At 34.2% G+C, this 11,470-nt stretch carries 11 protein-coding genes; all 11 read right to left on the bottom strand.

The genetic code is table 11. The features are described from left to right. Window positions 1-46: 46 nt before the first annotated feature. The 11 genes from EKM01_RS06195 to EKM01_RS06145 all read right to left on the bottom strand — a co-directional run bounded on the left by EKM01_RS06195 (window position 47) and on the right by EKM01_RS06145 (window position 11,326). Window positions 47-607: a hypothetical protein gene (locus EKM01_RS06195; RefSeq protein ID WP_126767419.1), complete on the bottom strand. Its 561-nt coding sequence runs from the start codon at window positions 605-607 to the stop codon at window positions 47-49. Between the two features lie 217 nt (window positions 608-824). Further along, window positions 825-1,691: a molecular chaperone gene (locus tag EKM01_RS06190; RefSeq protein ID WP_126767417.1), complete on the bottom strand. Its 867-nt coding sequence runs from the start codon at window positions 1,689-1,691 to the stop codon at window positions 825-827. A 104-nt stretch (window positions 1,692-1,795) separates the two neighbouring features. Next, window positions 1,796-2,323 carry a DUF4402 domain-containing protein gene (locus EKM01_RS06185; RefSeq protein WP_126459250.1) on the bottom strand — a complete coding sequence of 176 codons (528 nt, stop codon included), beginning with the start codon at window positions 2,321-2,323 and terminating at the stop codon, window positions 1,796-1,798. 479 nt (window positions 2,324-2,802) lie between these two features. Continuing rightward, entirely contained in the window at window positions 2,803-3,213 is a 411-nt protein-coding gene (locus tag EKM01_RS06180; RefSeq protein ID WP_126569050.1) for a response regulator, read from the bottom strand. 82 nt (window positions 3,214-3,295) lie between these two features. Further along, complete coding sequence (locus tag EKM01_RS06175) at window positions 3,296-4,057, bottom strand: LytTR family DNA-binding domain-containing protein (RefSeq protein ID WP_126767414.1); 762 nt, start codon at window positions 4,055-4,057, stop codon at window positions 3,296-3,298. A gap of 1,034 nt (window positions 4,058-5,091) precedes the next feature. Continuing rightward, window positions 5,092-5,811: a 6-phosphogluconolactonase gene (gene pgl / locus EKM01_RS06170; protein ID WP_126742089.1), complete on the bottom strand. Its 720-nt coding sequence runs from the start codon at window positions 5,809-5,811 to the stop codon at window positions 5,092-5,094. After that, the gene (zwf, locus tag EKM01_RS06165; protein ID WP_126459263.1) at window positions 5,795-7,405 is read right to left on the bottom strand and encodes a glucose-6-phosphate dehydrogenase; all 1,611 of its coding nucleotides are present in this window, start codon (window positions 7,403-7,405) and stop codon (window positions 5,795-5,797) included. Before zwf ends, pgl begins: the two co-directional genes overlap by 17 nt. Window positions 7,406-7,422: 17 nt before the next feature. After that, a complete protein-coding gene (gene gndA, locus EKM01_RS06160; protein WP_126459266.1) occupies window positions 7,423-8,829 on the bottom strand; it encodes an NADP-dependent phosphogluconate dehydrogenase in 1,407 nt (468 codons plus the stop codon). Between the two features lie 77 nt (window positions 8,830-8,906). After that, window positions 8,907-9,548, bottom strand: a complete 642-nt coding sequence (gene hxlA / locus EKM01_RS06155; RefSeq protein ID WP_126451662.1) for a 3-hexulose-6-phosphate synthase — start codon at window positions 9,546-9,548, stop codon at window positions 8,907-8,909. 41 nt (window positions 9,549-9,589) lie between these two features. After that, a complete protein-coding gene (gene hxlB, locus EKM01_RS06150; RefSeq protein ID WP_126576153.1) occupies window positions 9,590-10,156 on the bottom strand; it encodes a 6-phospho-3-hexuloisomerase in 567 nt (188 codons plus the stop codon). Window positions 10,157-10,438: 282 nt separating this feature from the next. After that, window positions 10,439-11,326, bottom strand: coding sequence for a helix-turn-helix transcriptional regulator (locus tag EKM01_RS06145; protein WP_126576154.1), 888 nt, complete (start codon window positions 11,324-11,326; stop codon window positions 10,439-10,441). Window positions 11,327-11,470 lie beyond the last annotated feature (144 nt).

Below are 11,470 nucleotides of genomic sequence, written 5' to 3'. Positions count from 1 at the left end.
AGGGAATTATTTTTTTAGAGAACTGCCTGAGTTGCGTCTATGAATATTAATTAGAATTTGTTTGATCAGTAGTGTTTTGAATTCGGATTTTTTCTAAACTAGCTGTCAAAGTTCTTGTGAAGATGTCAAGTTCAGTAACAGAATCTTTTAAATAGATACTTAAACTTTCTAACTCTTCTTTTGATATAGCTTTAGAATCAATATGATTTGTCAAACCTTGCATTCTAGAAATAGGACTTCGAACTTGATGGGAAACTTGAAAAAGCATTTCAGTAATGGATTTTAGGTATTTCTGTTTTTCTGTATCTTTTTGTAACAAGATATCTTTGTATCGTAGAATAATAAAGCACGATATCCAGATAGAAAGAATGGATAAGAATTTGTTAGTAAAAACACTATAATACATTTCGATATGGTAGTAATCAATGGTATCAATAAGTGTTAAAATAGTGCATATTATGGCAAGCCTTATTATTTTATCTTTGTCTAAAGTATATGAAATAACTAAAGGAATTATATACAAAACAGCTATTGCTACTCCTAGAGGTACTTTTAAGTCTAATATGAATATAATTAGAACGATACTTGTTATAAGAATTTTCGGCATTATTAATTTTCTGTTCTATTAAATAATATATAAATCAAAAGGTTTATCTGTAATATAATTCTTTTGCGATTGCACTTATCTCATTATCATGCTTTGTTTTAGAAAAAAACGATGTCTTTCACGGCGTAATTTATCTGAAAATATTTTGATGTTTTGGTATTGTATTTTTTATCGTAATGTTTTTCAAAAAACAAACAAAATTACAAACAGATGATTCTTATTTATTACTATTAATTTCCGTTTCAAGTGAATATTCTTCGTTGTCTGACAAATTAAGGAAGGCTTCAGCATAAGTAGTTTCTTGATTTGGGATAGAATAGATCACCTGTAATTTTCCCTTGCTGTAATCAATACCTGGAATAGTATTGAGTTTAATTTTGGTTTTGCGCAAATTTCCAGGAGCATATACTGCAAAGCCTTTTATTAGTCCCACATTAGTACTAATTCCCTCAGGATAAATATAATTGACATTCAGTTCCCCATAAGCAGATTGATTGCCTGTGCGGTTTATATCCAAGTATAAATCCTGTGATGGCAGCAATGCCAAATTAGATAAGGTCACCGCGGTAGTTGCTTGTCCTATCGTAATAATATTGGCGATTGAAATCCCATAAACAGGTGTTAATTGAATATCTAAACTTTTTGGTTTGAGCGTATCTGTTGCGGTGGTTTCGTTTTCTAAAAGTTTCGTTTTAGGAACACCTCGAAAATACAGATGAGAGCGGTATTCGCCTTCTTTTAATTCGCTGGTTTTGATGAGTTGAATTTTTACTACCTGCGATTCATTGGGCGCCAAAGTTATGGTGCGGGGATAATAACGGAGATAAGGTGAGGCAAAATTTTGATTTTCTTCTGGTTCTTCTATCGTATTGAATTTACCATCTTCATCCATTTTAATCTGACTGTAGGATAATCTGTAAGTTGCGGTATCCTTACCGGTATTGGATAAATTAACATTTTGCACCCGGCTTTGAATTCCGTCAAAGACAATGCGTTTTGGGAATACCATTAAATCGCCTTGTGCCAGTAAGGGAAATGAAAAATTTAAAAAAAGAACCAGAATAAGAATACTTTTTTTAGTCATGAGGGTTTTAATTTTGTGGTATTTTGTTTTTCTATTTAATGAATTAAGCTCCTTAAAATTTAATTAAAAAGGGTGTTTATTTCTAAGCACCCTTTTTATTCAATTTAGTTGTAATTTACCGTAACTGCAAAACCATCAGCATTTGTATATGTTCCAACAACTTGACTAGCTAAAACATTTAGCGTAGCTCCAACAGTGAAGCTATTAGTACCATCAGTACCCAAAGTACCTTTACTATTGGTAAGTGAGCTTGTAAAAGTATTAACTATCATAGTATTGACTGTTCCTGTAGCTGTAGTTGTAAGTGTAAGTGAAGCTGGTAACGTAATATCATAACCATAAGATGCTTGACCTGTTACTGAAAATTCAGCAGCGGTAGGACTTCCAGTAATAGTAGTCAATTTAACTCCGCCAGTTGCAGATCTAACAGCAGCAGAAGTCATAACTAATGTACCTGCACCACCTGTTGCAAAAGAACCGAAAGTCATTGAAGTTGTTTTAGTAATTCCAATTGGCGCAACAATAGTTGTGCTTGTAGGAGCAGAGGCAGAAGCACTTTGTTGTGCCAAAGCACTTGTACTAAACACAGCAGTCAAAGCCATAATAGATAAAAGTGATGTAATTTTTTTCATTGTAAAAATAATTTGGGGTTAAAATTAAGGAGCAAGTGCAGGTTTTGCCCTGGTCCTTAATCAGTTTAAATAATTTGTTTTGTATTAGCAAAAGTGCCAATTCCGGAGCAAATGTATTTAGTCCGTTAATATATGTAAAACGAGAAGTAATAAATGATGGCTACTAAGGCATAAGTGAAAAGGAACCGAAGTAAAAATTATTTGATAAAAATTAAGAGAAACTTAATTTTTATTGTTTTCGTGTCTTTTTAAGGATAAAAAAAACATTAAAAAGTTAAAATTAACTAAAAGGACTTGAATTTTTAATAATTAAAATTCTTATAAAAATGTATTATTGCTACAGTTATGCGTTCATTTATTGTATTTTCTTAAAAGGTTTAAAAAGATAATTTATAAACGAATGGAACTAGTTTCGAAAATTAAAAAAGAGTGTCTTTGCGGTTTAAAACAAGTTGTTTTTAAACGTTTCAAAATTAGCATCATTTGAGTATAATTCGATCCAGAAATTCTTGTGTAATAGGTTTTTGCTGAAAGGAAACTACATTTGGGTCCCTGCAAACACGAATAATATCATGATTATCAATCGTGTTTGAAACAATAAATACTTTAACCTTATTTTTTAAAGTAAGCGGAAATTTATCATAAGCTTCCAGAAATTCAAAACCCGAAAAATGGGGCATATATAAATCTATAAAAATTATCTCAGGCAGCTGACCATGTCTTTCTTGATTTTCTTCTAAATATGTCAGTGCTTCCCTTGCAAGTGAAAACTCGACAACCTTTTTTCCAAAATTATTATGGAGAATTATTCTAGAATTAATGTAGCGTTCAATTGGATTATCATCAATTAATAGCACTTTTTCGAATTTTGCTTTCAACTCGGTTTTCATGGTTTTAGTATTTAAGTGCAGTCATACAGGAAATATTTATTAGTTTACAACGAAAAAGAACTCCTATCATTTTGTGTAATTGTTATTCTTTAAGTTTAATAAATTTATTAAAACCATCTTGTCGTCTTTTGGCAACAGCCAAAAGTACACCATTAGGAAATTCGCAGAAATACCCCTCTTTTTTAGAAATTTTTACTATGTGACGCAGATTAATAATATACGAGTGATGAATTCTAAAAAAATAGTTGGGATCGAGAATTGTACTGTATTCTCCTAAATTTTTACTCGATACGATTTTTTTACCATTTTGTAGAAAAAAAGTAGTGCACCTTCCTTCGGCCTTACAGTAAATTATTTCCGACATAGGAATGAGTTCAATTTTATCCAAGGAGGAAACCGCAACATAGTCGTTTGGCTGATTTAATGAGTTTAATAGCTCAAGTGCCTTGATTACCTGATTTTGATAGGATCGCTCCATTTTAATTCTTTTAATTACTTTGTATACAGCTAAAAGAAGAGAATTAAAATCGACAGGTTTTAAAATAAAATCAATCGCATTTTGTTTAAATGCGATTACAGCATTTTGTTTATCGGCAGAAATGAATACCAGTTTAGGAATGCTCTGTTCTAATTCATTGAGCATATCAAAAAAAGTATCATCTGTAAAGGAAATATCTAAAAATACGAGATCTGGTTTTTGTAATTGTATACTATTGATTCCTTCAATTATAGAGCTCGTTTCGTTTACTATTTTAAGAATTATAAAGTTTTCTTTTTCAAATTTTTTAATAATTTGTAAAGTGTCTTTTTCTTTCGTAATAATTACGGCATTAATAGGTATCATAGGTGTGGACTTAAGGGGTAATTGATCTTTAAAACCGATGAATACCATTAGATATTAATCTATAGTATTCATTTTTAGAATGTTATAAAAAAAATAAAATAATATTTTTGTGTATCGAAAATAAAACAATAAATAGCAATAGTACTCAGCAGTTCTTTAAATAAAAACAAAAGTAATAATCGTTACGTTTCCTGTATTAAGTGTTATTAAACAGTGTGTTTTTGCTAAAAAGGGTATCTTTTAGTTAATTTAATTTGGTGTTTCCATTAACACAATGGAATTTCCTATTTTTTATTGTAAAAGGATTGAGAATTTACAATCAAATAGTAGTCTTTTGATACTTTTAATGGTAATTTTAGAATTATATATTTTATTGATTTTAAGAAAGTTAGTGTTTATTTTTGATAAAAAAAAATTTTAAAGTATATATTTTCCTTAGAGTCCTAACAGTAGAGTAAGTTAGTTATGATCTGAGATTATTTTATTTTATCTAACCGTGTAAGAGCGCTACACCATCCTTCTCAAAAAATAAACAATTTGAATGAAAAATGGATTTTGAATTTGGCTTTTTATTGAAGTGTTTTGTTTGGTTCAAAACTAAAAATATAATGATGAATAAGCCGATAAACATATTTTAAATATATATGTTTATCTGATACCTAAAGTATATTTTTTTACTACAGATTTTACGCTTTTCCATTTTAAAAAATCTATGTATAACCCGGGAATCCGTGCCAGTTTTCTTTTAATAGGAGTAATTACAGAAAGACATAAAATTAAATATGGCTGTCCGTTACTTGTACCAAACTACATTTTACAAATGAAATTTAGCTCTTTTGTTATTTCGACCAAAGGGAGAAATCACATAACGAGAGCAACTGATATGATTTCTCCTCCGTCGAAATAACAAAATAAAACGAAATGGTATTAGTAACGGATAGTCATAAAATTAAAAAAATATTTTTGCATTGTGGTAGCTAAAGATAATTAAACAAGACCGCTAACTTAATAATGCAATGTAATTTAGCACTAAATTATTTTTCCTTACTTGTAGCAGCTTTATCGGTCAAGAACAATAATTCGCCATCCGATGGTTTAATTAATTGCATAGGATATTTTTCGGGATTATACGCTCCATATAAAACTTCGTTTAAGGCATAGGCTTTATTTTCTCCAAAAGTCACTACTACAATCTGCTTCGCTCTATTAATAAGAGGTGCAGTTAGAGTTATTCGAAACATAGTTTGAGACTCAAGATAATAAGCTGCTACCCACTTATCCTGTTCTTGCAATACGGCTTGCCCTGGAAAAAGAGAAGCAGTATGGCCATCATCGCCCATTCCTAATAAAATAAGGTCAAATTGTCCGTCCTCGCCTGTTATATTTTTAATAGATTTTTCATATTCCAACGCGTAATCCTCAGGAGTAACACCTTCTCTATACATTGGAAATATATTGTTTTTTGGTATATTTACAAGACTTAGTAGCGTATCGTTAGCCATTTTCGCATTGCTAAGTACATCATCAAGCGGTACCCAGCGTTCGTCACCCCAAAAAATAAAAATCTTTTCCCAATCTATTTTTGTCTTGTAGGAAGCTGTTGCCAAAAGGGCATAGATAGCTACAGGTGAGGAACCGCCGGTAAGCGCTACGACAAAGCGACCGCGTTTCTGTATTGCTTTTTCTGCAGCAGCTACAAATATATTGGCAGCCTGGCTTGTTATGTCTTCCTTAGTATTAAAAATTCTTACCATCAGCTGCTACTTCTACTTGTTTTGTTTGTACTGCTTTCTTATCTTTTTCTGCCTTGTCCGCTTTCTCTGCTTTCTTTCGTAGCTTTTCTTCTTCGGCATCTAGTGTATTTGATGCCCAAGAATGCCCCTGACGAGCAAGTAATTCATTTGCCGCTTCAGGACCCCAGCTTCCAGCTTCGTATTTGTGTAGACTTGAAAATTTATCGTTTTCCCAAGCATCCTGAATGGATGTTACCACATCCCAGGCTTCTTCGACCTGATCGGAGCGCATGAATAAAGTTGGGTCTCCCTGTAAAGCATCTAATAAAAGGGTTTCATAGGCTTCAGTTGCTTGGGTAGAGCATGAAAAATAGTCAAAAACCATTTCAGCTGGTTTTAACGAAAGAGACAAGCCTTGTTTTTTAGTCATAAACTGCAGCCTAATATCCATTGCGGGCTGAATGTTTATGATTAATCGGTTTGGCATCATTCCTTCTTTTCCAAAAGAAAAAGTAGAATGGGGTACCGGTTTGAATTGTATAACGATAGAGGATTGTTTTTCCTTCATTCTTTTACCTGTTCGAACGTAAAAGGGAACACCTTGCCAACGCCAGTTATCCAAATAAAATTTCATGGCTACAAATGTTTCTGTGATGGAATTATCCTTCACCCCTTTTTCTTGCAGGTATCCAGCTATCGGTTTTCCTTTTATCGAAGCTTTTTCGTACTGGCCTCTCACTGTGTAGTGTTCTACTTCATCAGGAGTTATACGGCGTATTGCTTTTAAAACGTCAGCTTTACGGTTTCTGACCTCATCAGCTTGTAACGAAGTGGGGGCTTCCATGGCAACCATCGTTAAAATTTGCATCAGGTGATTTTGTATCATATCCCTTAATGCTCCGGCACCTTCATAAAAACCACCGCGGTCTTCAACACCCACTTCTTCGGCAACCGTAATCTGTACCGAATCAATAAAGTTACGGTTCCAGAGCGGCTCAAACATTGAATTTCCAAAGCGGAAAGCTAGGATGTTCTGTACAGTTTCCTTGCCTAAATAGTGGTCTATGCGGTAGATTTGTTCCTCTTCAAAGGTTTTTGCCAATAGCTTATTTAAGAGCTCGGCAGAACTTTTATCATAACCAAACGGTTTTTCAATAATAATACGATCCTGTTCCGGATTCGCGGCAAGATCTAATTTCTTAATATTATTAGATATGGTTTCAATGAAAGAAGGTGCTATTGAGAGGTAAAAAAGTCGGTTGGCACGTACCCCAAAAGACGCATCTATGGCGTCTAACTTTTGTTTCATCAACACGTATGATTCTTCTTTGTCGATATCATTTTGCAAATAAGAAATATGAGAAGCAAATTGTTCGAACTCTTTTTCGGAGGCTATTTTATTTCTCGAAAACTCATTTAGGTTTTCACTGACATGGTTTCGGTAATGCGCATCACTGTTTTCGGCCCTTCCTAAGGCAATGATCTCAAACTTTTCCGGCATACGACCATCAAGATAAAGATTATAAAAAGCGGGGAAAAGCTTTCTTTTAGCTAAGTCACCGGTAGCTCCAAAAACAAGAATGATGGTTGGGTTTATAGTATTGAGATTATCCATTATGTTCCATTTAAAATTTAGTCATTCCACTCGGTGTGAAATATACCGTTAGTATCAGTACGCTCATAAGTATGAGCCCCGAAGTAGTCGCGTAATGCCTGTATCAGATTAGTAGGAAGGTTTTCTGATCGATAAGCATCAAAATACGCTAAGGAGTTCATTAGACCGGCAATAGGTATCCCTTTTTGAACGGCAAATTGAACGGTATTCCTTATGCTGGATTGATTCTCATTTAAGGTCTTTGCTATGCTATCATCGAGCAGTATGTTTTTCAGTTCACTATTTTTGGCGTAAGCCTTTCGGAAATCTTCCAATACTACCGAACGAATAATACATCCACCACGCCAAATTTTAGCGATTGTCTCCAAGTTCAATTCGTAATTATATTCTTTTGAAGCTTTTGTTAGCAAGGCTAATCCTTGGGCATAAGTAATTAATATGGAAAAATATAAAGCCCCTTTAAGTGTTTCTATGGCTGCAGGCAAGTCAGTATTGGTTTGTTCTGCATTCCAAATTAATTTTGAGGAAGCCTCAATTCTTTCCGGTTTATTTTTAGACATTTCCCTCATTGCAACGGCAGCATCTACGGTTGAAAGGGGAACTTCTAAGTCCATGGCATTTTGAGAAGTCCATTTTCCTGTTCCTTTGGATTTTGCCCAGTCGGAGATTAGATTTATTAATATCTGGCCGTCGGTATCTTTTTTCTTCAGGATGTGTCCTGTTATTTCAATCAGGTAGGATTCGAGTTCGGTGTTATTCCAGTCTTCAAATACTTTTTGAATTGTAGTGTCGTCTAGTTTGTATCCGCGTTTCATAAGATCGTATGCCTCTGAAATAAGCTGCATAATCCCATATTCAATTCCGTTATGCGCCATTTTCACGTAGTTTCCTGCAGATCCGTTGCCTAAGTATTCTACGCAAGGTTCTCCATTTACTTTAGCAGCAATGGATTCAAAAATAGGACGTAGCCTTTCATAGGCTTCTTTATTACCTCCGGGCATAAGGCTAGGGCCAAAACGGGCTCCTTTTTCGCCTCCTGAGATTCCCATTCCAAAGAAGTGGATTCCCTTGGCCGATAATTCTGTATATCTACGGTCAGTATCAGTAAAATATGTATTTCCGCCGTCGATAAGAATATCTCCTTTATCTAGGTGGGGCAGTAGGTTTTGAATGACAGCATCAACAGGTTTTCCTGCTGGTACTAATATCAGGATAGCTCTTGGCTGTCTGATAAGTGCAACAAAATCTTCGACGGCTGTTGTGGCTTTAATTCGGTGTTGGGAATTCGCTTCTTCTGTGAGAGAAAGAACTTTATCATCATCTAAGTCTAAGCCAGCTACAGCATAACCTTGGTCGGCCATATTTAAAAGTAGATTACGCCCCATAACTCCTAGGCCCACTATACCAAAATCGAATGTATTCATAATTAGTATGTAAATTTATTATTAGAAAAAAAAAGGCTGGACTTTATTTATAAAGTCCAGCCAAAATTAGTCAATTATTAGGCTACAGTAACACTATTTATAGCTTCTTTTAATGCTTTTGCAGCAGCAGCTGGATCTTCAGCACCATAAATGGCACCACCAGCAACAGCTACATCTGCACCAGCAGCTACAACATCTTTTATTGTATCAATGTTTACACCACCTGCTACAGAGAAAGGAACTTTTGCTAGTCTACCTTCACTGATAAGTGTTTGTACAGAATATCCTGCTAATGTTTGTTCGTCAAGACCAGCGTGTAGTTCAACAAACGCAACTCCAAAAGCAGTTACTTCTTTTGCTCTTTGTACTCTATCTTTAACTCCAATAGTATCAACTACTACTTTTTTACCATATTTTGCTGCAGCTTCTACCGCGCCTTTTACAGTTGCATCATCTACAGCACCCATAACGGTTACTAGATCTGCTCCAGCTTTAAATGCAATCTCAGCTTCTAGAAAACCGGTATCTGCAATTTTCATGTCTGCAAAAATTAATTTGTCAGGGAAAGCAGTTTTCATTGCTGTTACCACACTAAGTCCTTCCGATTTAATAAGCGGAGTACCTAATTCTATAATATCTACGTAAGGTGCTACTTTGTGTGCTAGTTCTAATGCTGCTTCTGTAGTAAGTAAATCAATTGCGACTTGTAATTTTGTCATGTCTAAAATGTTTAAAAAAATTAATAATATTAAAAAAATCGTTATTCCAGGTTGGCGTGTTTGGGCCATAGGTCTTCTTTGGTCAACTTTGATTCTTGCCAAAGCGACATAAAAACGCTCTCCAGGATAAATAATATAAACTGTTCAAAAAGGCTGCCTGCATACTGCTCGGAGACCGAAGCCCCAAAGTCAGTTTTTGTTGCCGCTTTTATGAATATGATATGGTCTGCCACTTCTGCTAATTTACTTTCTGCATCGGCAGTCAGCGCAATAACTGTTGCTTTTTGAGCCTTCGCTTTCACCGCTGATGAGAGTACTGAAGAAGTAGTGCCGGATCCTGATGCTAGCAGTAACAAATCACCTTCAAGAATGGCGGGTGTATTCGTTTCTCCTACTATGAATACCGTATAGCCTAAATGCATAAATCTCATGGCTGCCATTTTTAATGCAAGTCCGCTTCTCCCTGCTGCCATTACAAAAATTCGTTTGGCTGCTTTAATTTCGTTAACCAAAACCTTTATCTCTTGAGGATTAATCTCATTTGCTAATTTTAGGTTTTCCTCCAAAATAACATGCAGATTTTTGTTTGTCAAAGTGTTACTATTCATTTTGTTTTATTTTTAAATAAGCGATACGCTCCTACTATCATTCAAATTAGTACACCAATGAAATTGGGTAATTTTGATCGATTTTTTTTCGAGTGTGTGAGGTATTGCGTGATTGAAATTACAGGATGCCTTTATAATTTTAATTTTTTCTATTCAGAATTAAATAGAATAATAAAGCTGTAATCGATTTTTTGCAACAGTAATTAATCTCTATTTTGAATAGTATTAATTACTGATGCAAAGATAGATCAGAAGGAAAGGAGGGATGTTATATATACAAGACTATGCGGTATAAATTTGCGCCAGGCCATTCTGAAGGTCCGTTGGCGTTTCCTTTAGCTTAGCTCTTACAAATTTATTAAGAGCTGATGGAGAGCTAAACCCAAGGTCAAATGCGATTTCTTTGTGAGAGCGATCCGTAAACAGTAATTGTCTTTTAATTTCGGTAAGGATCCGGTTGTGGATTGCATTTATTGCGGTTTCGCCAGAATATTTTTTATTTAGTGCATTTAACTTTTTAGTGCTGATAGCCAGTTTTAAGGCATAGTATTGTACAGTGCGCTCCATTTTATATTGATGGTTCAAAAGTTTTTTAAAGGCTATATAGGTATTCTGGTCAGGACCTTGAGTGTCCTGATGTAAAACAGGATGTTGGCCATGGATTGATTCAATGAGTCCCAAAAGGAAGATTTTGATATAAAAACGGGCCTGCTCTTTTTTAACTAGGCTAGGGGCATTATAAATATCCTGTATGTTCTTTATAATAGGTAGGACTTGTTCAAATTCTAGGCTAGAAAGTGCGGTACAATTAAGGTGGGCCGATAAGTTTACATTATAGGCACTGAGCTCATTTTTCAATATATCTGAACAGAACAATACTTCTTCAAATAATATAATTTTGCCAGATAAATCAGTTGACAAATTTGACAAAAAGTGGATTTGATCCGGAAACAGAATAGAAATTTTTCCTGAGTTTAATAAATGAATTTTGTCTTCGATATGTACTTTAATACTTCCTGATTCCACAAGTATGATACAAAAATGATCTTTTTTATGTGGTTTCAAATAATCTTCAGCACTTGCTGTCCCAAGGTCAAAAACCCGGAAGGACAAATTTTTATCATCCGTTTTTTGAATGTTTTTTTTAATCTCAAACCTCTCTAAGTACATAGGATATTTTTTATATAAGTGCTGAGTGCGCTCTAATAAACGACTTTAATGCATCAAGTTTATTATAGAGTCATTTTAAATGATGCTTGTAAACCTAATTTATTAAATTTAAAACACTTCTTTAGTACAATTTTCATTAGTAGC

It is taken from the genome of Flavobacterium sp. RSP46, from assembly GCF_003984825.1.
In the GTDB taxonomy this organism is placed as follows: Bacteria; Bacteroidota; Bacteroidia; order Flavobacteriales; family Flavobacteriaceae; genus Flavobacterium.
Note: the sequence above shows the minus strand (reverse complement) of the source record. Positions and strands in the feature narration are given on the sequence as shown.

Coding starts and splice junctions, on each gene's coding strand:
- EKM01_RS06195 (WP_126767419.1), bottom strand. CDS start 607: ATGCCGAAAATTCTTATAACAAGTATCGTTCTAATTATATTCATATTA.
- EKM01_RS06190 (WP_126767417.1), bottom strand. CDS start 1,691: ATGACTAAAAAAAGTATTCTTATTCTGGTTCTTTTTTTAAATTTTTCA.
- EKM01_RS06185 (WP_126459250.1), bottom strand. CDS start 2,323: ATGAAAAAAATTACATCACTTTTATCTATTATGGCTTTGACTGCTGTG.
- EKM01_RS06180 (WP_126569050.1), bottom strand. CDS start 3,213: ATGAAAACCGAGTTGAAAGCAAAATTCGAAAAAGTGCTATTAATTGAT.
- EKM01_RS06175 (WP_126767414.1), bottom strand. CDS start 4,057: ATGATACCTATTAATGCCGTAATTATTACGAAAGAAAAAGACACTTTA.
- pgl (WP_126742089.1), bottom strand. CDS start 5,811: ATGGTAAGAATTTTTAATACTAAGGAAGACATAACAAGCCAGGCTGCC.
- zwf (WP_126459263.1), bottom strand. CDS start 7,405: ATGGATAATCTCAATACTATAAACCCAACCATCATTCTTGTTTTTGGA.
- gndA (WP_126459266.1), bottom strand. CDS start 8,829: ATGAATACATTCGATTTTGGTATAGTGGGCCTAGGAGTTATGGGGCGT.
- hxlA (WP_126451662.1), bottom strand. CDS start 9,548: ATGACAAAATTACAAGTCGCAATTGATTTACTTACTACAGAAGCAGCA.
- hxlB (WP_126576153.1), bottom strand. CDS start 10,156: ATGAATAGTAACACTTTGACAAACAAAAATCTGCATGTTATTTTGGAG.
- EKM01_RS06145 (WP_126576154.1), bottom strand. CDS start 11,326: ATGTACTTAGAGAGGTTTGAGATTAAAAAAAACATTCAAAAAACGGAT.